Genomic DNA, 24,303 nt, shown 5'->3' with positions numbered 1-24,303 from the left:
AATCAGGAGTGATCCGTGAACCAGCCACGTCGCAGTGCCTTGAAAATGCTGTCCTGCCTGTTGGGAGCCAGCGCGCTTCCTTTGTCCCGTTCCGCCTTGGCCCAGGGCGGCGGGTATCCCTCCGGTCCGGTCAGCGTCATCGTGCCTTATGGCTCGGGCGGCAGCACCGACATCCTTGCCCGCCTGTTGATCAGCGACGTCGCCGAACGTTTGCACGGCAATTTCGTCGTGGAGAACAAGGCTGGCGCCGCTGGCAATATCGGCACGCGCCAGGTGGCCGTGGCGCGGCCTGATGGGCAGACCCTGCTCTATTCCACCGCGACGCCTTTCTGCATCAATCCTTACGTGTACAAGGTGATGCCCTTCGATCCTGACCATGATTTCGCGGCGATCTCGCGGACGGCGAAATTGCCGTTGGTGCTGGTGGTGCCGACGTCGCTGGGTATCAACAACATTCAGGACTTCATTGCGTATCTGCGCAAGGATCCGTCTCAGCGCAGTTTCAGTTCCTATGGGATCGGTGCTTCCAGCCACATCGCCGGCGCGACGTTTGCCCGCGCGATTGGCGCGCCGGGGATCCTGCATGTGCCGTACAAGGACATGACCGCCATGTCCGACCTCGCCGCCGGGCGCAACAGTTTTCACATCGATGCCTGGTCGGCGGTGGATCCGCTGGTGCGGTCCGGCAAGCTGGTCGCGCTGGCGGTATCCAGCAAGGAGCCCCTGCCCTGGGCGCCGCAGCTGCCGACCATCGCCAGCGTCACCAAGACCGATTACGAGATCGTCACGTGGCACGGCGTGTTCGCCCCGCGCAAGACGCCGGACAGCGTGATTACCTTGCTGAACCAGGAATTCCAGAAGTCGATCGACAAGCCCAAGGTGCAGAAGACGTATGCCGACCAGGGCTTTCTGATCTATCCGGCATCGACGCCGAAGGAGGTCGACGCTTTCGTGCAGCAGGACAAGGTGCGCTGGAAGGGGTATGTGGAAGCGGCGGGCATCACGCCGTCGTAGGGATAGCTGGGTTTCCGCGGCCTGGGGCCGCGGAAGACAATGGGCTTGCTGGCGCGTAGGCCGATGCGCCGCCGACTCGCGGCCGACGCGCCATGGACGCGCTGCCAGGGGGTGGCCGATTTGCTACCGGGGGCTGCCGGCGGGCTCCCGGCGCGGCCAACCGGCGCGCGGCGGCCGGCCACATTAACGGCGGCGGCGCCCGCCGCCGCCCCTCCGCCGCAGCGGATCAGCACAAATCCCACTTAATGATTTAAACTCATATGCTTATTTCATTAGGTAATGAAGCGTGTTCACCGCGATTTTCCTCGGCCTTGCCATAGGTGCGCTGCTCGGATTGACCGGCGCCGGCGGCGGCATACTCGCCGTCCCTGCCCTGATGTTCGGCCTGCATCTGGGCCTGGCCGAAGCCGCGCCCGTGGCACTGATCGCCGTCGGTTCCGCGGCCGCCCTGGGCGCGCTCCAGGGCTTGCGCCATGGACTGGTGCGCTACAAGGCCGCCACCCTGATGGCGATCGCCGGCGGCATCACGGCGCCATTGGGACTGATGCTCGCGCATCAATTGCCCGCCGCCTGGCTGAGCCTGGCCTTCGCGGCCGTGATGCTGATCGTCGCCGCCCGCATGGCGCGCCAGGCCCGTAACGCCGCCAAGGCCGAGGCCACCGGGGCCACTCGGGCTACTGGAGCTACCGGGAGCACTGTGGCCCCTGGGGCCGTCGGAGCCACTGGCGCTACCGGAGCCACCGGGGGCGCCGCCGCCATCGGCGAACTGGACTCGGCCATTCCCGCCAAGCCCTGCCGCCTGTCTCCCGCCACCGGCAAATTCATCTGGACCCGCCGCGCCGCCATGACCCTCGGGTCGATAGGCGCGGTATCCGGCGTCTGTTCAGGCCTGCTGGGCGTGGGCGGCGGCTTCGTCATCGTGCCCGCCCTGACCCACTACAGCGACGCGCGCATGCGCAGCATCGTTCCCACGTCCTTGATGGTAATCGCCCTGGTCTCCGCCTTCACCGTGATGACAGCCGCTGCTCACGGGCTGGTGCTGACGACCATCGAATGGGCTTTCGTCGGCGCCGCCATCGCCGGCATGGCCGGCGGCCGCCTGTTCGCCTCGCGCGTGCCGCAAGCGGCATTGCAGCGCGGCTTCGCCGCCATCTGCGTCGTCGTGGCCGGCGTGCTCGTCTGGCGCGTTTGGGGCTGATGCCTGGGTCCGGTATCCGGCGCTGATATCCGGGCCGACGCCCCGACCCAGGGGCCCCACCCACGCCAGTCACCCGTAAGCAGGATCGCGGAATAATCCCCTTCCGGTCCGTACAATGTGCGGCTATCTCCCCCCGGATCGAACATGGATACCGACGCCACCCCCGCGGCCGCCGCGCCGCCACACCGCCTGCGCCGCATGGCCGGCCACGATCCGCAGGAAAGACACCGCACCGCCACCCCGCTGGAAGGCCTGTTCGACCTGACCTTCGCCACCTGCTTCGGCCTGGCCGCGGCCCAGCTGGCCCATGCCCTGGCGCAAGGGCATTTCGGCACGGCGCTGGTGGGCTTCGGCTTCGCCAGCTTCGCCATCTGCTGGGCGTGGATCAATTTCTCGTGGTTCTCGTCCGCGTACGACACCGACGACTGGATCTTCCGCCTGGTCACCATGGTGCAGATGACCGGCGTGCTGGTTCTGGCGACCGGCCTGCCGCGCCTGTTCGACTCCGTCGACAAGGGCGCGCATCTGGACGACACCATCATCGTGCTGGGCTACGTCATCATGCGCGTCGCCATGCTGACCCAATGGCTGCGTGCTGCCCGGCAGGACCCCGCAAGGCGGCGCGCCTGCCTGACCTATGCGACGGCCATCGCCATCGCCCAGGTCGGCTGGGTGGTGCAGATCATTCTCGACACCTCGGTGGCCGTCACGCTGCTGTTCGCGGCCGTCCTGGCCATCATCGAACTGGCCGGCCCCGTCATCGCGGAGCGCATCGGCGACGGCACGCCCTGGCACGCCCATCACATCGCCGAACGCTACAGCCTGTTCGCGCTGATCGCCCTGGGCGAAGGCGTGGTCGGCACCATCGCCGGCCTGGCGGCCGTCGTCGAAGTGCAAGGCTGGAGCCTGGACGCCGGCCTGGTCTGCCTGGCCGGCATCGGCCTGACGTTCGGCATGTGGTGGATCTACTACCTGCTGCCGTCGGCCGAGGTTCTGCGCGCGCACCGCGACCGGTCTTTCGTGTGGGGCTATGGGCAGATCTTCATCGTCGCCGCCATCGTCGCGACGGGCGCCGGCCTGCATGTGGCCGCCTATGCCATCGAGCATGAATCGCATATCGGCCCCGTGGCGACGGTGCTGTGCAGCGCCATCCCGGTCGGTTTGTTCCTGATACTCGTTCATGGACTGCATCGCTACCTGGTGCCGCGCTCCGCGGCGCCACGCGTCGCCATGCTGCTCGGCAATCTCGTCTTCGTCGCTGTCGCGCTGGGCGCGGCCGCGGCGGGCGCCAGCATCGCGCTATGCCTGGTGATCCTGATGCTGGCGCCGACCTTGACGGTCGCCGGCAGCGAGCTGTCCGGACGGCGCGGGGCCTGACACGATGAACGACATCGCCACGCAGGCCAATCCCCTTGGCGTCTATCTCAAGGACAGGCGTTCCAAGCTAGATCCCGCCGCCTTCGGGCTGCCGGCCGGACGCCGCCGCACGCCCGGCCTGCGGCGGGAAGAAGTCGCGCTGCGCGCCAATATCAGCCCCACCTGGTACACGTGGCTGGAACAAGGCCGGGGCGGCGCGCCGTCGGCGGACGTGCTGGACCGCATCGCCAGCGCGCTCATGCTGACGGAAGTGGAACGGGAGCACCTGTTCCTGCTCGCGCTGGGCCATCAGCCGGAAGTCCGTTATCGCAAGGACGAAGGCATCACGCCGCGGCTGCAACGCGTGCTGGACGCGCTGAATCCCTGCCCGGCCCTGGTGCACACGGCCACGTGGCACATCGTCGGCTGGAATCGGGCCGCGACGATATTGCTGACAGACTACGGCGCCTTGCCGCCGGAAGAACGCAATGTGCTGCGTTTCATCTTCCTCAATCCGTCCGTGCGCGCCGCGCAGGAAGACTGGGAGAGCGTGGCCCGCTTCGTCGTCAGTGTCTTCCGCGCCACCACGGCACGGGCCGGCGCCGCGGTCGAAGTCCAGCCCCTGGTGGATGAACTCACCCGCCGCAGTCCGGACTTCGCGCGCATGTGGAGTGATAACGATGTCAGCTCGCACGGTGGCGGCGTCAAGCGCCTGCGCCATCCCGTGCTGGGTCCGCTGGCACTGGAGTACTCCGCCTTCGCGGTGGACGGCCGCCCGGACCTGAGCATGATCGTCTACAACCCGGCCACGCCGGCGGACACCGAGCGCGTCAGGGCGCTGATGCAGGCGCCGCCAGCAACCAGTCCCTGAAGGCCGCCAGCGGCGCATACGCCGCCTTGTGCGCCGGATAGGCGAACTGGTAATGCTTGCCGCTGGGATAGCGGAAGTCGACCGGCGCGACCAGTTTGCCGGACGCCAGTTCTTCTTCCACGAGAAAGTCCGGCACCAGCCCCACGCCTATGCCCGTGGCCACCGCCTGGATCAAATGGGACGTCACCTCGAAGGTCGGCCCGAACACCAGCTGGCGCGGCGTCCTGCCTTGCGCGTCGAACCATTCCGACCAGACGTTGGCGCGGCTGGCGACCCGCAGCAGCAGGACATCGCGCAAATCGTCCGGGCCGGCGATGGGATGCTTCGCCAGCAAGGCCGGGCTGGCCACCAGGACCAGCTGTTCTTCCAGCAAGCGATGCGAGACCAGTCCGGCGATGGGGCCTTCCTCCGCCCGGATCACCGCATCCATGCCCGCCGCGTCCAGGTCGAAATCGCCGATGCGCGAATGCAGATGCACCAGTACATTGGGATTGGCGGAATAGAAATCATGCAGGCGCGGCATCAGCCACTTGGCGCCGAAGGTGGGCAACAGCGCCAGGTTGATGCTGCCGCCGCCGGACTGCATGGCCGTCACCTGCAGGGTCGCATTGCGGATGCGGCCGATGGCCACGCCGACCTCGCGCATATAGATCCGGCCGGCGTCGGTCAGCACGATGGAACGCCCCTTGCGCTCGAACAACTGGATCTGCAGCAGGTCTTCCAGGGCCTGGACCTGCCGGCTGACCGCGCTTTGGGTCAGCGACAGTTCGGCCGCCGCCCGGGTGTAGCTAAGGTGCCGGGCCGAGGACTCGAAGGCCAGCAACAGCGACATGGACGGCGTCAAGGTGCGCGGATTCATTCAAAAAACTCATGCGTTACCTGAGAAAAATCCATTTTATACGTGCGAAACAGACGACTAGACTTCATAAAACGAATTTTCCCTGAATTTCCTGCATCCCAGCACGCCATGGCCGCCCTTCCCCGCATGATTCCCCGCCTCGACCGCGTTCCCCTGACCAATGATCTCTATGCCTCCTTCGCGGCGGCGCTGCGGCTCCATGGCTTCGAAGGCGACATCGAGGACAACTACGCCACGCGGACCGTCCTGGCGACGGACAACTCGGTCTATCAGGTCCTGCCGCAGCTGACCGTCTTTCCCCGGTCCACGGTCGACGTCACCCGCGTCGCCAAATTGCTGGGCGATCCGCGCTTCGGCGAGGTCAAGGCCTATCCCCGCGGCGGCGGCACGGGCACCAATGGGCAATCCTTGGGCGACGGGATGGTGGTGGACATTTCCCGGCATATGAACCGCATCCTGGAAATCAATGTCGAGGAACGCTGGGCGCGGGTACAGGCAGGCGTGGTCAAGGACCAGCTGGAGAAAGCCGTGAAAGTCCACGGCCTGTTCTTCGCGCCGGAATTATCGACGTCCAACCGGGCGACGATAGGCGGCATGGTCAGTACCGATGCTAGCGGCCAGGGGTCCTGTCGCTACGGCAAGACGCGCGATCACGTCCTTGAACTGACTACCGTTCTGCTGGACGGCCAGACCTGGCACTCCCATGCGCTGGATGAACAGGCCTTCACGCAGATCAGCGGGCAGGACGACCTGGCCGGCGCCGTGCATCGCTGCATCGAAGGCATCCATCAAAGCGACGCCGCGGCGATCAAGGCTCACTTCCCGCCCTTGAATCGCTGCCTGACCGGCTATGACCTGGCGCACATCCGGGACGACGAGGGCCGCTTCAATCTGAACAACATCCTCTGTGGTTCCGAGGGCACCCTGGGCTTCCTGGTCGAAGCCAAGGTGAATCTGCTGCCGATACCGAAGCATGCGGCGCTCATCGTCGTCAGCTATTCGTCCTTCGACGCGGCCTTGCGCGATTCGCCGCGCTTGCTGGCCCTGGACGCGGCGTCGATCGAGGCCATCGACCCGATGGTCATCAAGCTGGCGCGCGAAGACAATGCGTGGCCCGCCATTGCCCGTTACTTCCCGCCCGTGACCGAGCATTTCGATGGCGTGAATCTGGTGGAATTCACCAGCGACGATCCGGACGCGCTGCGGGCTGCCTTGCAGCGGGCCATCGCCACGTTCGATGAAGGCGGTGGCGCGCGCGGCGTGCTCAGTCATTCCATCGTGGAAGGCCATGCGGCGGTCGAGGAGATCTGGTCCATGCGCAAGCGGTCAGTGGGGCTGCTGGGCCGCATGAAGGGGGATAAACGGCCGATTCCCTTCGTCGAAGACACCGCCGTGCCGCCCGAGCACCTGGCGGACTACATCGCGGAGTTTCGCCATCTGCTGGACAGCCATGGGCTGGTGTACGGGATGTTCGGCCACGCCGATGCGGGGGTGCTGCACGTGCGGCCGGCCATCGATATGAAGGATCCCGCGCAAGAACCCTTGATACGCGCCGTGACGGATGGCGTGGCCGCCCTCACCCAGAAATACGGTGGCGTGTTGTGGGGCGAGCATGGCAAGGGCATGCGGTCGGAATATGCGCCCAAGTTCTTCGGGCCGCTGTATGCGCGCCTGCAGGAAATCAAGGCGGCGTTCGATCCGCGTCAGCAGTTGAATCCGGGGAAGATCGCCACGGTGGCGGGGACGGCCCTGCTGCGTATCGACGAGGTGCCCACCCGCGGACAGCATGACCGGGTGATACCCATCACCGTGCGGCGGGAGTTCGAGGACTCGCTGCATTGCAACGGCAACGGCGCCTGTTTCAACTTCGATCAGGACGACGCCATGTGTCCTTCCTGGAAAGCGACGCGCGACCGCCGCTATTCGCCCAAGGGACGGGCGGGCTTGCTGCGGGAATGGCTGAGGCTGGTGACGGTGTCGGGCGAAGCGGCGGTGCTGGATGCGCCTGGGCGGGGCGATGCATCCGGCCTGCTTTCCTCGTTGAAGACCTTGCCGCAAAGATGGCGCAATCAGCGTGGCAAGGCACGTGGGGAATATGACTTCTCCCATGAAGTGAAGGATGCGATGGATACCTGTCTTGCATGCAAGTCTTGCGCCGGGCAGTGTCCGATCAAGGTGGACGTGCCCGCGTTCCGCTCGCGCTTCCTGGAGCTGTACTACTCGCGCTACCTGCGGCCGGCCAAGGACTGGCTGCTGTGCAGCCTGGAGCCCATGCTGCCCTGGATGGCGAAGGCGCCGCGGCTGAGCAATGGCGTGCTGAATGCGGGGGTCGTGCAGAAGGCGTTGCGACGGCTGAACCTGTTGGCCATTCCGTCCTTGAGCACGATCAGCGTGGTCAAGGAATTGGGTGCGGCGGGTTATGCGCTGGCATCGGCGGCCAGCGTGAAGGCCGCGTTGCAACGGGGCGAAAAAGCTGTCGTCGTCGTGCAGGACGCGTTCACCACGCACTTCGAGGCGAGTCTGGTGGTGGACACCTTTAACTTGCTGCGCAAGCTGGGTTATCAGCCCATGCTGGCGCCCTATCACCCTAACGGCAAGCCGCTGCATGTACATGGCTTCCTGGGCCGTTTCGGCCGGGTCGCGCGCAGCAATACGGCGCGGCTGCGCGCGCTGGCGGCGACCGGGGTTGAACTGGTCGGTATCGATCCGGCGATGACGCTGGTGTATCGGAGTGAGTATCAGGACGTGCCGGAGGCCAAGGACGGGCCGCGGGTCTGGCTGCTGCAGGAATGGCTGGCGCGCGAGTTCGAAGCCACGCCGCCGCGCGTTTCTGCCGCGTCGATTGCAACGGCCACGGCTGAGGCCGCCGCTGACGGCCAAGTACCGCCCGCGCCTTACCTGCTGCTGCCCCATTGCACCGAGAAAACCAATGTCCCGAATGCCATGGCGCAATGGCGCAAGGTGTTCGAGTCCTTGGGCTTGACGATGAAAGTGCTGCCCAGTGGCTGCTGCGGCATGTCCGGCACCTTCGGTCATGAAGCAAGCAATCGGGCCACGTCCGAAACCATTTATCAGCAGAGTTGGGCCGGTAGCGTCGAGGAACACCGTGCTGGCGGCAGGCTGATGGCGACGGGCTATTCATGCCGCAGTCAGGTCAAGCTGATGGCGCAGACCGCCCTGCCGCATCCGGTGTCGGTACTGCTGCGAAGCTTGTAGAATCGATTCGCAACTGGCCGTCATGGAGCTTGTATCGTGAAACGTTTGACCGTACTGCTTGCCGCAACCGCGTCCGCTTTCCTGCTGTCGTCCTGCGCCCAGGCGCCACGCGCCGACACGACGGCCGCCGTCACCGCCGCCGTCGCGTCACCCGACCGTCCAGGTGCGGATACGCAGCGCGATGGCGCGCGCAAGCCTGCCGACCTGGTGCTTTTCAGCGGCATCAAGCCGGGCGACCAGGTGGTCGACCTGATGCCGGGCGCGGGTTACTTCACGCGTATCTTCAGCAAGACCGTCGGCCCCAGCGGACATGTTTATGCTTTCGTGCCCGAGGAATTTTTGAAGATCGCGCCCAAGTCCCTGGCGACGGCGCAGGGCATCCCTGGCGATGCCTACGCCAACGTCACGGTGGTCAGCCACTCCTTGGCTGACCTTTCCCTTTCCGCGCCCGTGGATGTGGTCTGGACTTCGGACAATTACCATGACGTCTACGGCTTTGTCGGCGCCGATGCCGCCGCGAAACTCGATGCCGCGGTATTCCGTGCCCTGAAGCCCGGTGGCGTGTTCATTGTCGTGGACCATGTGGCCATTGCAGGCACCAGCGATACCAGCGCGCACACTCTGCACCGTATCGATCCCGAAACGGTCAAACAGCAGGTGCTGGCCGCGGGCTTCACGCTGGAAGCGGAAAGCAGCGTCCTGCGCAACCCGCAGGACCCGCATGACGCCCCCGTATCCGGCCCCGCCGCGCGCGGCAGCGCGGGTCAGTTCGCCACCATGATCCGCAGAACCGGCGGCCACACCGACCAGTTCGTCCTCAAGTTCCGCAAGCCGGGTTGAGGGCACTCCCCACGACAATGCGGGGTCCCTACGCCCTCCCAACGCGCCGTCAGTAGCCGCGACGCTCGTCGAACCAGCGCTGCGCCTGCTCCTCGCTGACGCCCAGCGCGGCCGCGGCGGGGGTCAGGCTCAGCAGCAGTATGGCCGTGCCCAGGTCGTCGCGCTCCGCCGTCTCTATTCCCTTGAGCGTGTTGAAGCGTTCAGTGAACGCGGTGAAGACGGCCTGCGCGGCAATCAAGTCGCGCGCCTTCGACAGGCCGGCCAGCGCCTCGTCATAGGCCGTGTTGGCGATCTTGGCCAGGCGCGCCGGCCATCCCGAGAAGGGTCGGCCGTACTCTTGCTCCCACCACTCCGGCTTGCGCAACTGCGTGACGGACGCGTGCCCTTCCCAGGGGCGGACAGCCGTCCGCGCCTTGATCTGTTGGCGCAAGCGCTTGCCCGCGGCCTCGTCGACGTTGAAGGCGATGAGGCTATCCAGGGCAGGAAAGGCCTCCAGCGCAGGCAAGCCTTCCAGATCGGGCATGTAGCGCAGCGCAAGGTCTTGCAGGCCCGTCAGCGCCGCCAATTGCTCCAAGCCGTGGAATGCGCCGTGCAGAGAGAGGGACTTCAGGTTGGTGAAGCCGGCCAGGCATTCGAGCGAGACAGGCTGCGCGAGCGGACCGTTCTGCAGCATCAGGCTTTCGACTTGCCGTAGCGCGCCGAGGTCCGGCAGCCGATAGGGGCCGCGGTGCGCGGTCTTGCCGGTTGCTGGTGTCAGCATGAGCGTCTGGGGTAGATCGCCCTCCACCGTGATGCGCGTAAGATCGCCCATCAGGTTCAGGAAAAAATAGGGATTTAGTTCTCCCGAGGGCAGGCGTAGACGTAGATGCTTGCCAGCCTGACCGACCTTGATGATCAGGCGGCCGATGCTGGCCTGGCTGGCGTCCACGGACGTCTCGCCCGGCAAGACCGCCGTCCATGTCATGGTTTCGATCGGGCGGCGCCGCGCCCACTCGAAAAAGCCCGTGTCCGCGCCCGTGTAATCCAGAAAGCGCGGCCACTCGGAGCCGGCGGGCGTGCTGAAGTTGTCGAACACCGTCCAATCGATGCGTTCCTGCGGCTCCACGTGAAGGTCGGCGTTCTTGCCCAGTGCCGCGGGCCCGATGACGAGGCTGCCCACGCCACGCTCGCGCACCAGCACGTGGCTGCCCGGCCCGGTCAGGTCGATGGGAAAGCGTCCATCGGACGTGATGGGGCTGGCGATTGACGGGCTTGCGTGATCCTTGCGCGGCACTGAGGGCTCCGGGAGATAGGCAATTACACTGTTTGGAATGCGCACATAGAGCACGCCACTCCCATCTTACATTCGCCGCCAGAGAGCATGAACAACATGAACGAGACAACCGACCCGTCCCAACTTATCGACGAAAAGATTGCAGGACTGAACGACTGGCGTGGCAATACCTTGGCGGATGTCCGCGCGCTAATCAAGCAGGCGGTGCCGGACGTGGTGGAGGAAGTGAAGTGGCGCGGGGTGCCGGTATGGTCACGCGATGGCATGATCTGTACGGGCGAGACCTATAAGCAGGCCGTCAAGCTTACTTTCGCCAAAGGCGCATCGCTGGAAGATCCCGCGGGGCTGTTCAATGCCAGCCTGGATGGCAATACCCGGCGTGCTATCGACATACACGAGGGTGAAGCCATAGATGCGCCAGCATTCAAGGCTCTCATTCTCGCCGCCGTGGCCTTGAACCAATCGAAGAAGAAATGAATCCGGCCGTGCCTTCCACATCCCTTGATGCCGCCGATGACGTCGTGGCTTTCTGGCGTCGTGGTCGCAATGACTGGTTCCGCAAGAATCCAGACTTCGATCGCCGTTTCCACGATGGCTATATCGACCTGCACATGGCTGCTGCACGGCTCGATCTCGATGACTGGGATCACTCGCCGACGGGTGCGCTGGCGCTGCTGATCCTGCTGGATCAATTCCCGCGCAACGCGTTTCGCGGTACGGCGCATATGTATGCCACCGATCCGCTGGCTCGGCACTACGCCCGCTCGGCCATCGCACAGGGACATCCGGATCACGTAGAGCCGCGTCTGCGCATTTTTTTCTACCTGCCTTTTGAGCATTCCGAAGATCTTGCGGATCAGGATCTGTCGGTCGCGCTACACGCCACTCTGGCAGGCGAGGACCAGTCCTATGCCGAACGCCACCGCGACATCATCCGCCGCTTCGGCCGCTTTCCACACCGGAATGCGATGCTGATGCGGCAGACGACGGCGGAAGAGCAAGCGTATCTCGACAATGGTGGCTTCGCGGGATAAGCCGCAGACAGGCGTGGCGGCGCCTGCGCGCACGGTCGCACGCCCGCAGGTACCGGTCTGCCAGACAAGCAGCCTATTCGTCGTCCTCGTGACTGGCAAACATGTCGACCAGGCTATGTGGGGCTTCGGCGCCGAAGCAGACCTCCAGCAGGTCGGCTGACTCGGCGGCGGCGGACGCGCTGCGGGGGAAAAGCGCTTTTTCATAGGCGGCCAGTGCCGTTTCCAGATCAGCGGGACTGGCGGCGATGGCTTTCGCCAGCTCGGCGCCGTCGTACATCGCCAGGTTGGCGCCTTCGCCAGAAGGCGCCATCAGGTGCGCCGCATCGCCCACCAGGGTCACGCCAGCCACGCGCTTCCAGCGATGACCGTCAGGCAGCGCATGGATAGGACGAAACACCGGGTCCGTCTCGCCATCGGTGATCAAGGCGGTCAAGGCCGGCGCCCATCCGGCGAACTCGTCCGCCACACGCTCCAACATTTGCTTGGGCCGCGCGGGGTCGATACTGGAAATCCAATCGCGTGATTTGGAAAGCGACACGTAGGTGTGCAGCACACCGTCCGGTTCACGGTGCGCGAAGATGCCTTTCTCCGGCGCCAGCGCGAACAGGGAGCCACTGCCCACGGCCTCCGCGCTAGGCCTGTGGTGGACATCGCAATTGAACAGATAGGTCTCGATGAACACCCTGCCGATGTATTCCGGCCTGGCCGCCGACAGCAATGGACGAACCTTGGACCACGCCCCGTCGGCACCCACCAGCAGATCCGCGGTCGCGGTCGTCCCATCTTCGAAGGTCAAGGTGTGGCGGCCATCGCCCAGCGGACTGGCGGCCGCCAGTTTGTGCCCCCAACGGATGGCGCCCTGGGGCAGCGCATCGATCAGCATCCGCCGCAGATCGCCACGGCGCACTTCCGGTCGGCCACCGGTACCATCGTCCGACTCGTCGAACAGGACATCGCCCCGTTGATCGAGCACCCGCGACGCCTGCCCGCCGACATGTATCAGTTTCTCGAAAGCATCGAACAGCCCGGCGTCCTTCAGCGCAAGCTGGCCGTTGTAATCATGGATATCGAGCATGCCCCCTTGCGTGCGGGCGGTGGCCGAAGCCTCGGCTTCATAGACGGTCGCCGCGATGCCGTGGACGTGCAGCACCCGAGCCAGTGTCAAGCCGCCAAGGCCGGCGCCGATGATCGCGATTGCAGTGCTCATACCTATCCTGACTGAACATATGGACGGAGCCGGTCCGGGGGAACCGGCTCCGCGTACTCAGGCTGCTGCTCAGGCTGCTTTACGCCTTGATGAAGGCCAGCAAGTCCGCGTTGAGCACATCAGCATTCACGGTCAACATCCCGTGCGAGTACCCAGGATATGTCTTCAAGGTCCCATTCTTCAGAAGCTTGATGGACTTCAGGGCCGCGTCGGCGATCGGTACGATCTGGTCGTCTTCACCATGCAGGACCAGGGTCGGTACGGTGATGGCCTTCAGGTCTTCCGTCTGGTCCGTCTCCGAGAACGCCTTGATGCCGTCATAGTGCGCCTTGGCGCTGCCTATCATGCCCTGGCGCCACCAGTTCTGGATCACCCCTTGATGCACGGTCGCGCCCTCACGGTTGAAGCCGTAGAAGGGACCGCTGGGAACGTCCAGGAAGAACTGCGCGCGATTGTCGGCCAGGCCCTTGCGGAAGCCATCGAACACTTCCAGGGGCAAGCCTTCCGGGTTGTTCTCGGTCTTCAACATCAGCGGCGGCACCGCGCTGACCAGCACTGCCTTGGCGACGCGGCCGGCCGGCTGGCCATGCTTGGCGACGTAGCGCGCCACCTCGCCGCCACCGGTCGAGTGGCCGATGTGAACGGCGTTCTTCAGATCCAGCGCCTCGACCACCGCGAAGGCGTCCGCCGCGTAGTGGTCCATGTCGTGGCCGTCCGACACCTGCGTCGACCGCCCGTGACCGCGCCGGTCATGCGCCACCACCCGATAGCCCTTCTGCACGAAGAACAGCATCTGGGCATCCCAGTCGTCGGAGGAAAGCGGCCAGCCATGATGGAAGACTATGGGCTGCGCGTCCTTGGGACCCCAGTCCTTGTAGAAAATCTCAACCTTATCTTTCGTCGTCACGAACGGCATGGCAGACCTCATCGGTGTGAAAGGTGAATGAGCGGACATCGCGTTGCGACCTTACACGGTTGCCGCGCCGCGGGGAAGGCTCGACTTCAAAGATTCATATGCCGATACCCCTCGGTCGCATATGGCCCGCTGACTTGCACCTGACTGGTGATCTTTTAGGACGAAGCGCTCAGGAAAATGCATTGGTTTTTCCAATCGATTTCTGCAATAACTACCAATTGGACAAATGACCACCCCCTCCTTAAAGTCCGGGATAGAGAACACCGACGGCGGGCGCGGGCATACTTCCCCACGAACCCACCCTGCCCCCGCGGCCCCCACGCGATAACAAAGAGACAGGCTACATGCAACGCAATACCCCGGCCCCCGCCGCGCACCCCCAGTCGCGCACGGGCGACGTTCAGCGCGTCGATTGCCACGCCCACATCATGGTTCGGGACGCCAAGCTGGTCGAAGGACGGCATTCGGAACCCAAGCACGACATCACCGCGGAAGATTTCCTGGCTCTGCTGGACAAGCACGGCATTTCCCATGGCGTGCTGACCCAGCCCAGCTTCTACGGCACCGATAACTCGCTGCTGCTCGACGCCCTGCAACGCTATCCCGACCGGCTGCGCGGGACCGCCATCGTGGCGCCGGAAATCGGCGACGATGACCTTGACGCGCTCTATCGCAGCGGCATGCGCGGCCTGCGCCTGAACTGGCTGCGGCGCGACACCTTGCCCGATCCCGCCGGCGTGGAGTACCAGCGCCTGTTCGCCCGCGCCCGCGAACACCGCTTCCATATCGAGCTGTACGTCGAAGGCCACAAGATGGCCGACATCCTGCCCGCCATACGGCGCGGCGGCGCGGCGGTGGTGGTGGACCACTTCGGTTCCCCCGAGCCGGACACAGGCATCAACGGCGCGGGCTTCCGCGAAGTGCTCAAGGGCGTAGGCGCCGGCGACACCTGGGTCAAGCTGTCCGCCCCTTACCGCCTGGGTGGCCGGGCGCCTCAGCCCTACGCCCAGGAACTGCTGAACGCGGGCGGCCCTGAACAATTGCTGTGGGGCAGCGACTGGCCCTGGGTATCGCACGAGGACACGCAACGCTACGAGCAATGCCTTGAGGATTTTGAACTCTGGGTCCCGGATCCCAAACAGCGCGCTGTCATCTGGTGCGACACGCCGCGGCGACTGTTCGGATTCTAAAAAAACATCCCGGAGACAAATCATGCAAAACCATATCGAAGCCGCCCCCGAAGCGGAACGCGCCGTCATCAAGAAAATCGCCTGGCGTTTTCTGCCTGTCCTGATCCTTGGCTATCTGCTGAATTATCTGGACCGCACCAATATCGGTTTCGCGGCCCTGACGATGAACAAGGACATCGGCCTGAGCGAAAGTCATTTCGGCTTCGGCGCCGGCATCTTCTTCCTGGCCTATTGCCTGTTCGAAATCCCCAGCAACATGCTGCTGTTCCGCTACGGCGCCCGCCTGTGGCTGGCGCGGATCATGATCACCTGGGGCATCTGCTCCGCGGTCATGGCGCTGGTCGTGGGCCCCTACAGCTACTACGGCGCGCGCCTGCTGCTGGGCTTGTCCGAAGCCGGCTTCTTTCCCGGCGTCACCTTCTTCCTGTCCAGCTGGTTTCCCGCGCGTTATCGCACCAGCATCCTGGCCTGGTTCCTGCTGGCCATCCCGCTGTCCTCGCTGATCGGCAGCCCGCTGTCGGGTTCGCTGCTGTACATGGACGGCGTGTGGGGCCTGAGCGGCTGGAAATGGATGTTCCTGCTGGAAGGCACGCCGACGGCCCTGGTCGGCATCTGGGCCTTGTTCGTTCTGGCGGACAGCCCCGACAAGGCCAAATGGCTGACCCTTCCTGAACGCGGCCTGATCAAGAACATGCTGGCCAGCGAACAGCGCGAAAAGCCCCGCAAGGACTTCGCCGCCGCCCTGCGCGATCCGCGTGTGCACCTGCTGGCCCTGATCCAGTTCGGCTTCACCGTCGGGTCCTACGGCGTCGGCATCTGGCTGCCCTTGATACTCAAGCAATTCCTGTCGACGCCGCTGGAAATCGGCCTGGTGTCGGCCATCCCCTATGCCTTCGCCAGCATCGGCATGCTGCTCTGGGCGCGGCACTCCGACCGTAGCGGCAATTCGCTGGGCAATCTGGCGTGGAGTTGCGCGGTCGGCGCGGTGGGCCTGGGCTTCGCGGTGTTCGCCCACGGCAGCGTCAGCTCGATGGTCAGCCTGACCGTGGCCCTGGTCGGTGTCACCGCGGCGCGCGCCATCTTCTGGGCCATCCCCGGCCGTATCATGACGGGCATAGGCGCGGCGGCGGGTTTCGCCTACATTAACTGCATCGCGGCGCTGGGCGGTTTCGCCGGCCCCTATGTGATCGGTTGGGCCAAGGAAAAGACGGGCAGTTTTTCCGCGGGCCTGGCGGTCATGGGCCTGATCCTGGTGATCACCGTCGTACTCGTGCTGCCGCTGCATCATTTCCGCAAACGGGCGCAGGCCGCCGTGCCTGCAACGTCGTAAACTCGCGCCACTACGTCCATAAGCAAGAACCCATCCGAAGGAGAACAGAATGTCCGATTCCGCCAAACGCCGCGCCGATTTTCGCGCACTGATCGAACGCCGCCAGGGCCTGCTGATGCCCGGCGCCTTCAATGCGCTGAGCGCCCGCGTGGCCGCCGACGCCGGTTTCGAGTCGCTGTACCTGAGCGGCGCCGGCGTCACCAATATGTACCTGGGCCTGCCCGACCTCAGCTTCATCGGCCTGACCGACATGGCCGACCATACCGCCCGCGTCCGTGACGCCGTCGACCTGCCGCTGCTGATCGACGCCGACACCGGCTACGGTAACGCCGTCAACGTGGGCTTCGCGGTGCGTACGTTCGAACGCGCGGGCGCCGACGCCATCCAGCTGGAAGACCAGGTCAACCCGAAGAAGTGCGGCCACTTCAGCGGCAAGGCGGTCATCGAGACCGCGGAAATGCTCGGCAAGATCCGCGCGGCCGTGGACGCCCGCCATGATCCCAACACGCTGATCGTGGCCCGTACCGACGCCTGCGCCATCCATGGTTTCGAAGCGGCCGTCGAGCGCGCGCACGCCTTCGCCGAAGCCGGCGCCGACGTGCTGTTCGTCGAAGCCGTGACGACGCTGGACGAAGTCGAGAAGCTGCCCAAGCTTCTGCCGCGCCCGCTGCTGATGAACATCGTCATCGGCGGCAAGACCCCCGCCCTGTCGCGCGATCGCCTGGGTGAACTGGGTTACGGCATCGTGCTGTATGCCAACGCCGGCCTGCAAGGCGCGGTGCTGGGCATGCAGAAGGCGTTCGCCGCCCTGTCGAAGTCGGGCATGCTGGAAGAAGACCCCAACCTGGTGGTGCCCTTCAATGAACGCCAGCGTCTGGTCGACAAGCCGCACTACGACAAGCTGGAAAAGCAGTACGCCGCGCCGTAAGCCTCAGGTCGGCAAAAGCCGGTCGCTGGAGGCGTAAGCCTCAGCCCGGCGCAAAAGCCGGTGGCGCCAGCGGTGTCACCGGCTTCACATACGGCCCCGCGTTGGCCACGACATCGCGCGCGATGTCGATGATGACGCGGGCCGCCCGTCCGCGCGCCTTCGCGCGATGGGCTGCGTAAAGCACCAGGGGCTTGAAAGCCGGCACCGTCTTGTGCCGCACGATCCCGCCCGCAGCCAGATCCTGCTCCACCAGGCACACCGGCAACACGCTGACGGCCACGCCCATGCGCACCAGGCGTACCAAGGTCGCCATGTCGTTGCAGATATCCAGCGTGGGCAGCGGCACCTTGGCCCGCGCGAACCACTCGCTGATGATGGTATGAAACGGTGAAGCCGGCGGCATCGTCACGATCCGGCGCTCGCGCAGATCGGTCGCGCGCAGCGTGCGCGCCGCGGCCGTGGCCACCGGCCGCGAGAACCACCCGATTTCGCAGAGCGCCAGCGGTTCCACGACATGCAGCGGATCGGACGGCGCGTCGACCATGAAAGCGATGTCCAGCTTCTGCGCATCCAGCTGCTGGCGCAGCGCCGCGCTGTTGGTGATGGTCAACTCCACGCGCAGGGTCGGATGACGCCGCTCCAGCTCGGCCAGCAAGGCCGGCAGGCAACTCAGGGCGAAGGTGTTGGAAGAGCCCACGCGCAAGGATCCCGTCAGCGGATCGCCGCTGCTCAGGCGCCGTTCCATCTCCTGCAGCACATCGAAGCCGCGCTGCACGTACTGTTGCGCGATCTGCCCGGCCTCGGACAGCCGCACGCCCCCTTTCCCGCGCACGAACAGCGAACTGCCCAGGGCAGCCTCCAGATCGCGTATGCGTAGCGAGATCGATGGCTGCGTGATGCCCAGCCGCTCCGCCGCGATACGGAAGGATCCGCACTCGCTGATGGCCAGAAAGGCCTCCATCTGGGCCAGGGTGTAGTGCTTCATGCTTGATTGAAGGCCTCGGCGAACTCATCCGAAAAAATTTCCGCGAGGGACTGGCGCAAGGCCGCGGCGCGCTGCACCCCGTAGACTTCTTCGAAGCGGCCCTGCGCCCTGCGCCACAACACATTGGACTCGGCCAGCTTGGCCTTGCCCCGCGCCGTCAACACGACACGGCGGCTGCGGCCGTCGCGCTCGTCAGGCTTCTGCACCAGATAGCCGTCACGCTCCAGGGGCTTCAGGCTGCGCGCCAGCGCGGACAGGTCCAGCACCATGGCATGGGCCAGTTCCGACGGCGTCGGCTCGTTGCCGCGCTCGATGTGGACCAGCACGGAACGCTGCACGATGGTCAGCCCGCAAGGGGCCAGCACGGCGTCATAGAGCTGCGTGAGCCGGCGCGTGGCCTTGCGCAAGGCAGCGCCGTTACAGACGAGGGGGTCCTTGATGCGCGCAACAGGCGGCCGGGGCATGTCTATCTCCAGGGAAGCCTTCACTTTAACGCACCTTGACCGATACTGGCATATGCCAGTACATTTGGCGAATTACTGGTGTATGCCAGTAATTTTGCAAGCCTAGTCCCAGGATCGTCATCCCGGAAACGCACTCATAGCGTCATCGAGGAACCCATGTCCGCCACGCCTTCCCTCACCGCGGCTACAGCCCCTGCTACGCCCGTGTCCAATGCGCGCCTGCGCGGCATGCTGGAAGCGCCTATCGCCGCGACCTTGATCCGCATGGGCTGGCCCAATCTGTTGATGATGTTGGCGCAGTCCTCCACCGGCCTGGTGGAGATGTGGTTCCTGGCCAAGCTGGGCACGGACGCCCTGGCCGGCGTCGCGGTGGTCATTCCCCTGCTGATGCTGATGCAGAACATGTCGCAGGGCGCCATGGGCGGCGGCATCTCGTCGGCGATCGCCCGCGCACTGGGCGCCGGCAACGGCGCGCTGGCGGATTCGCAGGCCCGCCATGCCGTCGTCCTCAACGCGCTGGTGGGCATCGCCTTCACCGCCCTGTTCCTGGTCTTCAACGATTCGCTGTTCCAGCGCCTGGGCGCCACCGGCCCATCGCTCGAATACGCCCGGACCTATGGGCACGTGCTGTTCGCCGGCCTGCCCTTGATGTGGACGATGAACGCACTGGCCAGCGTGATCCGCGGCACCGGCAATATGCTGGTGCCGGGCGCGGTGATCTGCGGCGGCGCCTTCCTGCTGATCCCGGCCGCCGCGGCGCTGATCTTCGGTGTGGGGCCGGTGCCCGCGCTGGGCGTGGCGGGCGGCGCCTGGGCCCTGGTGGCCTACTACGGCGCGGGCACGCTGGTGCTGGGCTACTACTGCGTCAGCGGCCGCAATCTCGCGCGCCTGCACCGGGGCCCCCTGCACTGGGCGCCCATGCGCAATATCCTGGCGGTGGGCGGCATCGCCTGCCTCAATCCCGTGCTGACCAACAGCCTGATCGCCATCACCACCGCCATCGTCAGCGCCTACGCCGGTACGCAAGCCCTGGCCGGCTACGCCACGGCGGCGCGCCTGGAATACCTGGTGATCCCCATCGCCTTCGGCCTGGGGGCGCCCATGGTGGCCCTGGTCGGGGCCAATATCGGCGCCGGCCAGGCCGAACGGGCGCGCCGCATCGCGCTCACCGGCGGCTTGATGGCCTTCACCCTGGCCGAGATCGTCGGCATCCTTGCCGCCCTGTGGCCGGAAGCCTGGCTGCGCCTGTTCGGCAGCGACCCGCTGATGCTGGAGACCGGCGCCCGCTACCTGCGCATCGTCGGCCCCTTCTTCGGCTTCTTCGCGCTGGGCTTTTCGCTTTACTTCGCGTCGCAGGGCGCGCGCAAGCTGAAATGGCCCTTGCTGGCGGGCGCGCTGCGCCTGGCGCTGTATGCCGGGGCGGGCGGCATCGCGCTGTCGCTGACCGGCTCGCTGACCGCCTTCTTCTCTGCCGGCGCGCTTGCCATGCTGGTCTATGGCGTGTGCATCGCCCTGTCGGTCAAGTCCGGGCAATGGACCCGGACACCCTCCGAACACTAACCCCTAAGGAATTGATCATGAAAATACTGGTCGTCGGCGCGGGCGCCATCGGCGGATACTACGGCGCGCGGCTGATCCAGGCCGGCGCGGATGTCACGTTCCTGGTCCGGCCCAAACGCGCCGAGCTGCTGGCCGCGCAGGGCTTGCGCGTGCATAGCCCCCTGGGCGATTTCTCGGGCCAGGTCCCTACCGTGACGGCCGCTGCGCTGACGCCGATTTACGACCTGATCCTGCTCAGTTGCAAGACCTACGATCTGGACGCGGCCCTGCAGGATATCGATCCCGCCGTGGGCCCGCATACCTGCATCCTGCCCTTCCTCAATGGCCTGGGTGTCTACGACCAGCTCGACAGCCGCTACGGCAAGGACCGAGTCATCGGCGGCGTGTCCTACATTGCCACCATGCTGGACGCGCAGGGCGAGATCCGTCACCTGGCCAATACCGATGTCGTCATCGTCGGCGGACGCGGCGAGGCGAACAGCGCGCTCGCGGAGCGCTTCCACGCGCTGGTCGCGCAATCGTCGGGCGTGCGCACGCTGTCGGCGAACATCGAGCAGGCCTTGTGGAACAAGTGGATGATGCTCGCTGCCGGCGCGCTGATGAACTGCCTGATGCGCGGCACCATCGCGGACATCCTGGCGACGCAGGACGGCGCCGGTCTGATGCACCAGGCCATCGGCGAATGCCTGGCGATCGCGCGGGCCGAGGGCCATGCGCTGGCGCCGGACGACGTCCGCAAACTGGAAGAGCGGCTGCTGGACGTCAATTCCCAGTGGGCCGCGTCCATGATGCGGGATATCGCTCAGGGGGCGCCGCGTCTGGAATCCGCGGCCATCGTCGGCGACCTCATCACCCGCGCCGCTCGCCACGACATCGATGTGCCCCTGATCCGCGCGTCGTATTGCCACTTGCAGGTGTATGCCCGCCGGCATGGAATGGCCGCATCCTAATACAAAAACCTGGCCAGGACAGAATATCGATATCAGGAACGATTCGTTGCCCTCGCAAGACCGATCCCGTAATTTGAAAAAAGGGATATGTCTTTCGATTCATACAAATAAGCAAATAATGAATCGAGATTTACGGGATTTCAATGACGTTCACGAACGATGCCGCCGCGCCGCGGCACAGCAGCGCTTACCCACCCGCCCAGGATGACTGGGCGGATCTGTTTGACGACATCGCGCGCACCGCGGCGCAAAGGGAGCACGAAAGCCAGCTTCCGCACGAGCAGGTACGCGCGTTGCTGGCGCGCGGCTTCGGCGCCCTGCACATCCCGCGCGAGTATGGCGGCGCGGGCTTGAGCTACCGCGAGTTGTTCGCGCTGATCGTCCGCCTTGGCGCGGCTGATGCCAACGTCGCGCACATCTTTCGCAATCACTATGGCTTCGTCAACAGCCTGCTGTCCCTGGCTGATGAAGGCCAGGCCGCGCACTGGCTGACGCGCGCGGGCCAAGGCGAACTGTTCGCCAACGGCGTGACCGATGCCGTGCGTCCGCTCAATGCCGACGGTAGCGTGGCCGACCTCAGCCGCTTCAGCACCACCTTGCACGAAGACGAACAGGGCCAGTTCCTGGACGGCCGCAAGCAATACGCCACGGGCAGCGTCTATGCCGACTGGCTCGCCATCCAGGCCACACGTCCGGACGGTACGCAGACCGTCACGGCCGTGGTGCCGGCACGCCAGGCCGGTGTGAAGGTCATCGACGACTGGGCCGGCTTCGGCCAGCGCTTTACCGGCAGCGGCACGGTCATCCTGGATCGTGCGCGCCTGGAGAGCGAGCTGCAGGTCCTGCAACGCGACCGCCTGCGCCCCGGCGCGGAATACGGCTCCAGCCTGCCCCAGCTGTTCCTGACGGCGGTGATCGCCGGCATCGTGCAAGCGTCCTATGACGAAGCCCTGCATTTGATCAAGACCCGCAAACAGCATCTTTACTTCGCGCCGTCGCCCACGCCGACGGAAGATCCCCTGCTGCTGCATACGCTGGGACAACTGGCGGCCAATGCCTTCGCGGCCCGTGCCGCCATCCTTCATGCGGCCGAAGCCTTCGACGCAGCTGCCGCCCTGCCCATCGCGCAGCGCACGGCGGCGAATCAGGCGGCGTCCCTGGCCGCCGCGCAAGCCAAGGTGGTGGTGGATGCCCTGGGCACGACGTCGGCCACCTTGCTGTTCGACATCGCCGGCGCCTCCGCGACACATCGCGAACGGCAGCTCGACCGCCATTGGCGCAACGCCCGCACCATCGCCTCGCACAACCCGTCGCTGTACAAGGCCCTGGCGATCGGCGCCCATCTGGCGCGCGGCGAGCCCTTGCCCAAGCAGGGCTTCTTCTAAAGCCTGAAGGCTGAAGCCCAAAGCCTGAACCTCAAGTCCCGCGCGCGTCCTGCCGCGCAGCATTCCTTCCCACGCCGGCATCGTGCATGCCGGCGGCCATTCCTGGAGTCATCGCAATGAAAGCAAGCAAGTCCGCCGTCCTGGCCGGATTGATCGGGACGCTACTCGCCGTCGGCAGCCCCCTGCCCGCCGCGGCAGCAGATGCGGCCGCAACGCCGCAGCGCGGCGGCACCTTGCGGGTGCTGGACTATCTGGCCTGGATCTGCCTGGCGCCCTCGGCCGCCGGCACCTACGCCAACTCGGTCATCTCCAACAGCATTTTCGATCGTCTCGTTTACCAGGACCCGAATACCGCGGAACTGTCGCCCTGGCTTGCCACGGCCTGGAAAACCAACGACGACGCCACCCGCTACACCTTTACCCTGCGCGAAGGCGTGACGTTCAGCGACGGCAGCCCGCTGACCGCCGCCGTGGTCAAGGACAATCTGGACCAGATCGCCCAGGGCAATACCGCGCAAGCCATCCCGCGCTGGACCATGATCGCCGACTACGACCGCACCGAGGTCGACTCGCCGACCCAGGTCACGGTCTACTTCAAGAAGCCCAACGTCAGCTTCCCGCAGCAGCTGTCCATGCCGCAGGCGGGCATCCTGGCGGAAAGCTCGCTCAAGCTGTCCTACCAGGACCAATGCCAGGGCAAGAACCTGGTCACGTCCGGCCCCTTCGTGTTCGCGTCCGAACGACCCGGCAAGGAGATCGCCTACAAGCGCCGCGATCAGTACAACTGGGGCCCGGCGGCCCTCAAGCATCAGGGTCCGGCCTACCTGGACGGCTTCGTCCACACCATCGCCACGGAAGGCAGCGTGCGGGTCGGCACCTTGCTGGCCGGCCAGGCCGATGCCGCCCGCGGCATCCTGCCTACCGACGAACCCCTGGTGAAGCGCTCGCCGCGCCATCACCTGGAAGTGATCTCGGCCAACGTCGCCAATGTGCTCACCGTCAACTCCAGCACGCCCACGCTGGAAGACGTGCGGGTGCGCCGCGCGCTGAACCTGGCCACGAACCGCGCCGAGTTGAAGAAAGCCCTGCTGTCCGACAGCTACGCCCTGGCGACGTCGGTGCTGGGCCGCAGCAATCCCGGCTGGATCGACGAGTCTGCCAGGCTGGCTTACGACCCCAAGGCAGCGGCGGCCTTGCTGGACGAGGCCGGCTGGAAGCTGGGCGCTGATGGCTACCGCTACAAGGACGGCGCCAAGCTGACCATTCCCACCTATATCTCGATGCACCACATCACGTCACAAGGCGGCTTCGAATTGCTGGCCGAGCAGTGGAAGCGTGTAGGCATAGACCTGCGCCTGCACAAGTCGGACGCCGCCACTTACGCCAAGGTCCAGCGTGACGGCAAGGTCAATGCCTTCTTTCAGACCTCGCAGATACGCTTCGACATCGACGCCCTGCGCTTCACCTGGGACAGCAACGTCGGCAACCAGGCAAACAAGACCATACCGGAGCTGAACGACCTGGTGCGCAAGCAGAACCAGACCGCCGACCTGAAGGTGCGCAAGCAGATCGCCGCGCAGGTGCAGGACTACGTCCTGGAAAACGGCCTGGCCATCCCCTTGTACGAGGACGCGCTGGTCTACGGCGTCGCCAACTACGTCCACGACATCGGCCATGAAGCCCAGGGACGTCCATACTTCCTCACCACGTGGCTTGCCAAGAAGTAG

General features: G+C 65.5%; 21 protein-coding genes. 15 read left to right on the top strand and 6 right to left on the bottom strand.

What is annotated here, in order from left to right:
• Positions 1-15: 15 nt before the first annotated feature.
• The 4 genes from ASB57_RS05150 to ASB57_RS05135 all read left to right on the top strand — a co-directional run bounded on the left by ASB57_RS05150 (position 16) and on the right by ASB57_RS05135 (position 4,439).
• Positions 16-1,014, top strand: coding sequence for a tripartite tricarboxylate transporter substrate binding protein (locus ASB57_RS05150; RefSeq protein WP_057651124.1), 999 nt, complete (start codon positions 16-18; stop codon positions 1,012-1,014).
• Between the two features lie 286 nt (positions 1,015-1,300).
• On the top strand, positions 1,301-2,212 hold the full coding sequence (locus ASB57_RS05145; protein ID WP_057651122.1) for a sulfite exporter TauE/SafE family protein: 912 nt from the start codon (positions 1,301-1,303) through the stop codon (positions 2,210-2,212).
• A 144-nt stretch (positions 2,213-2,356) separates the two neighbouring features.
• Positions 2,357-3,589, top strand: coding sequence for a low temperature requirement protein A (locus ASB57_RS05140; protein ID WP_197424965.1), 1,233 nt, complete (start codon positions 2,357-2,359; stop codon positions 3,587-3,589).
• 4 nt (positions 3,590-3,593) lie between these two features.
• Positions 3,594-4,439 carry a helix-turn-helix transcriptional regulator gene (locus tag ASB57_RS05135; RefSeq protein ID WP_057651119.1) on the top strand — a complete coding sequence of 282 codons (846 nt, stop codon included), beginning with the start codon at positions 3,594-3,596 and terminating at the stop codon, positions 4,437-4,439.
• On the opposite strand, the gene ASB57_RS05130 is transcribed toward ASB57_RS05135, so the two are convergent.
• Complete coding sequence (locus ASB57_RS05130) at positions 4,399-5,298, bottom strand: LysR substrate-binding domain-containing protein (RefSeq protein ID WP_057651118.1); 900 nt, start codon at positions 5,296-5,298, stop codon at positions 4,399-4,401. The genes ASB57_RS05135 and ASB57_RS05130 overlap by 41 nt on opposite strands.
• Positions 5,299-5,406: 108 nt before the next feature.
• Between ASB57_RS05130 and ASB57_RS05125 the strand changes: the two genes are divergently transcribed.
• Both ASB57_RS05125 and ASB57_RS05120 read left to right on the top strand, forming a co-directional pair.
• On the top strand, positions 5,407-8,514 hold the full coding sequence (locus ASB57_RS05125; protein ID WP_231755343.1) for an FAD-binding and (Fe-S)-binding domain-containing protein: 3,108 nt from the start codon (positions 5,407-5,409) through the stop codon (positions 8,512-8,514).
• Between the two features lie 36 nt (positions 8,515-8,550).
• Positions 8,551-9,354, top strand: coding sequence for a class I SAM-dependent methyltransferase (locus ASB57_RS05120; RefSeq protein ID WP_057651116.1), 804 nt, complete (start codon positions 8,551-8,553; stop codon positions 9,352-9,354).
• Between the two features lie 49 nt (positions 9,355-9,403).
• Here the strand turns inward: ASB57_RS05120 and ASB57_RS05115 are convergent, their stop codons facing one another.
• The gene (locus ASB57_RS05115; RefSeq protein ID WP_057651114.1) at positions 9,404-10,627 is read right to left on the bottom strand and encodes a hypothetical protein; all 1,224 of its coding nucleotides are present in this window, start codon (positions 10,625-10,627) and stop codon (positions 9,404-9,406) included.
• A gap of 87 nt (positions 10,628-10,714) precedes the next feature.
• On the opposite strand from ASB57_RS05115, the gene ASB57_RS05110 reads away from it, so the two are divergent.
• Together ASB57_RS05110 and ASB57_RS05105 are read left to right on the top strand one after the other, a co-directional pair.
• On the top strand, positions 10,715-11,104 hold the full coding sequence (locus ASB57_RS05110) for a DUF1801 domain-containing protein (protein WP_197424963.1): 390 nt from the start codon (positions 10,715-10,717) through the stop codon (positions 11,102-11,104).
• Positions 11,101-11,661 (top strand): DUF924 family protein, encoded by a 561-nt coding sequence (locus tag ASB57_RS05105; protein ID WP_057651112.1) that lies wholly within the window; start codon positions 11,101-11,103, stop codon positions 11,659-11,661. The genes ASB57_RS05110 and ASB57_RS05105 overlap by 4 nt, the downstream gene beginning before the upstream one ends.
• A gap of 73 nt (positions 11,662-11,734) precedes the next feature.
• On the opposite strand, the gene ASB57_RS05100 is transcribed toward ASB57_RS05105, so the two are convergent.
• Together ASB57_RS05100 and ASB57_RS05095 are read right to left on the bottom strand one after the other, a co-directional pair.
• Complete coding sequence (locus tag ASB57_RS05100; RefSeq protein WP_057651110.1) at positions 11,735-12,868, bottom strand: NAD(P)/FAD-dependent oxidoreductase; 1,134 nt, start codon at positions 12,866-12,868, stop codon at positions 11,735-11,737.
• Between the two features lie 79 nt (positions 12,869-12,947).
• Positions 12,948-13,784 carry an alpha/beta fold hydrolase gene (locus tag ASB57_RS05095; RefSeq protein WP_057651108.1) on the bottom strand — a complete coding sequence of 279 codons (837 nt, stop codon included), beginning with the start codon at positions 13,782-13,784 and terminating at the stop codon, positions 12,948-12,950.
• A gap of 344 nt (positions 13,785-14,128) precedes the next feature.
• Here ASB57_RS05095 and ASB57_RS05090 point away from each other — a divergent pair, with 344 nt between their 5' ends.
• From ASB57_RS05090 to ASB57_RS05080, 3 genes are read left to right on the top strand one after another with little or no spacing between them, the layout of a single operon-like run.
• Positions 14,129-14,974 (top strand): amidohydrolase, encoded by an 846-nt coding sequence (locus ASB57_RS05090; protein ID WP_082621385.1) that lies wholly within the window; start codon positions 14,129-14,131, stop codon positions 14,972-14,974.
• Positions 14,975-14,996: 22 nt separating this feature from the next.
• A complete protein-coding gene (locus ASB57_RS05085; RefSeq protein WP_057651106.1) occupies positions 14,997-16,304 on the top strand; it encodes an MFS transporter in 1,308 nt (435 codons plus the stop codon).
• 49 nt (positions 16,305-16,353) lie between these two features.
• Entirely contained in the window at positions 16,354-17,232 is an 879-nt protein-coding gene (locus ASB57_RS05080; protein ID WP_057651104.1) for an oxaloacetate decarboxylase, read from the top strand.
• A gap of 40 nt (positions 17,233-17,272) precedes the next feature.
• On the opposite strand, the gene ASB57_RS05075 is transcribed toward ASB57_RS05080, so the two are convergent.
• Both ASB57_RS05075 and ASB57_RS05070 read right to left on the bottom strand, forming a co-directional pair.
• Positions 17,273-18,217, bottom strand: coding sequence for a LysR family transcriptional regulator (locus ASB57_RS05075; RefSeq protein WP_057651102.1), 945 nt, complete (start codon positions 18,215-18,217; stop codon positions 17,273-17,275).
• Positions 18,214-18,681 (bottom strand): MarR family winged helix-turn-helix transcriptional regulator, encoded by a 468-nt coding sequence (locus tag ASB57_RS05070; RefSeq protein ID WP_057651101.1) that lies wholly within the window; start codon positions 18,679-18,681, stop codon positions 18,214-18,216. Before ASB57_RS05070 ends, ASB57_RS05075 begins: the two co-directional genes overlap by 4 nt.
• Before the next feature lie 228 nt (positions 18,682-18,909).
• On the opposite strand from ASB57_RS05070, the gene ASB57_RS05065 reads away from it, so the two are divergent.
• From ASB57_RS05065 to ASB57_RS05050, 4 genes are all read left to right on the top strand, one after another.
• Positions 18,910-20,241, top strand: a complete 1,332-nt coding sequence (locus ASB57_RS05065; protein WP_057655918.1) for an MATE family efflux transporter — start codon at positions 18,910-18,912, stop codon at positions 20,239-20,241.
• Positions 20,242-20,258: 17 nt separating this feature from the next.
• Positions 20,259-21,191 (top strand): 2-dehydropantoate 2-reductase, encoded by a 933-nt coding sequence (locus ASB57_RS05060; protein WP_057651099.1) that lies wholly within the window; start codon positions 20,259-20,261, stop codon positions 21,189-21,191.
• A 143-nt stretch (positions 21,192-21,334) separates the two neighbouring features.
• Positions 21,335-22,576, top strand: coding sequence for an acyl-CoA dehydrogenase family protein (locus ASB57_RS05055; RefSeq protein ID WP_057651097.1), 1,242 nt, complete (start codon positions 21,335-21,337; stop codon positions 22,574-22,576).
• A 116-nt stretch (positions 22,577-22,692) separates the two neighbouring features.
• The gene (locus ASB57_RS05050; protein WP_057651096.1) at positions 22,693-24,303 is read left to right on the top strand and encodes an ABC transporter substrate-binding protein; all 1,611 of its coding nucleotides are present in this window, start codon (positions 22,693-22,695) and stop codon (positions 24,301-24,303) included.

This window comes from Bordetella sp. N (assembly GCF_001433395.1).
Taxonomy (GTDB): Bacteria; Pseudomonadota; Gammaproteobacteria; order Burkholderiales; family Burkholderiaceae_B; genus Bordetella_C.
This window is presented reverse-complemented; position numbering and strand designations above follow the sequence as displayed.

Excerpts from the sequence above, each read along its gene's own strand:
- ASB57_RS05140 (WP_197424965.1), top strand. The coding sequence starts at position 2,357 with ATGGATACCGACGCCACCCCCGCGGCCGCCGCGCCGCCACACCGCCTG.
- ASB57_RS05135 (WP_057651119.1), top strand. The coding sequence starts at position 3,594 with ATGAACGACATCGCCACGCAGGCCAATCCCCTTGGCGTCTATCTCAAG.
- ASB57_RS05130 (WP_057651118.1), bottom strand. The coding sequence starts at position 5,298 with ATGAATCCGCGCACCTTGACGCCGTCCATGTCGCTGTTGCTGGCCTTC.
- ASB57_RS05125 (WP_231755343.1), top strand. The coding sequence starts at position 5,407 with ATGGCCGCCCTTCCCCGCATGATTCCCCGCCTCGACCGCGTTCCCCTG.
- ASB57_RS05110 (WP_197424963.1), top strand. The coding sequence starts at position 10,715 with ATGAACAACATGAACGAGACAACCGACCCGTCCCAACTTATCGACGAA.
- ASB57_RS05105 (WP_057651112.1), top strand. The coding sequence starts at position 11,101 with ATGAATCCGGCCGTGCCTTCCACATCCCTTGATGCCGCCGATGACGTC.
- ASB57_RS05100 (WP_057651110.1), bottom strand. The coding sequence starts at position 12,868 with ATGAGCACTGCAATCGCGATCATCGGCGCCGGCCTTGGCGGCTTGACA.
- ASB57_RS05095 (WP_057651108.1), bottom strand. The coding sequence starts at position 13,784 with ATGCCGTTCGTGACGACGAAAGATAAGGTTGAGATTTTCTACAAGGAC.
- ASB57_RS05090 (WP_082621385.1), top strand. The coding sequence starts at position 14,129 with ATGCAACGCAATACCCCGGCCCCCGCCGCGCACCCCCAGTCGCGCACG.
- ASB57_RS05085 (WP_057651106.1), top strand. The coding sequence starts at position 14,997 with ATGCAAAACCATATCGAAGCCGCCCCCGAAGCGGAACGCGCCGTCATC.
- ASB57_RS05080 (WP_057651104.1), top strand. The coding sequence starts at position 16,354 with ATGTCCGATTCCGCCAAACGCCGCGCCGATTTTCGCGCACTGATCGAA.
- ASB57_RS05075 (WP_057651102.1), bottom strand. The coding sequence starts at position 18,217 with ATGAAGCACTACACCCTGGCCCAGATGGAGGCCTTTCTGGCCATCAGC.
- ASB57_RS05070 (WP_057651101.1), bottom strand. The coding sequence starts at position 18,681 with ATGCCCCGGCCGCCTGTTGCGCGCATCAAGGACCCCCTCGTCTGTAAC.
- ASB57_RS05065 (WP_057655918.1), top strand. The coding sequence starts at position 18,910 with ATGCTGGAAGCGCCTATCGCCGCGACCTTGATCCGCATGGGCTGGCCC.
- ASB57_RS05060 (WP_057651099.1), top strand. The coding sequence starts at position 20,259 with ATGAAAATACTGGTCGTCGGCGCGGGCGCCATCGGCGGATACTACGGC.
- ASB57_RS05055 (WP_057651097.1), top strand. The coding sequence starts at position 21,335 with ATGACGTTCACGAACGATGCCGCCGCGCCGCGGCACAGCAGCGCTTAC.
- ASB57_RS05050 (WP_057651096.1), top strand. The coding sequence starts at position 22,693 with ATGAAAGCAAGCAAGTCCGCCGTCCTGGCCGGATTGATCGGGACGCTA.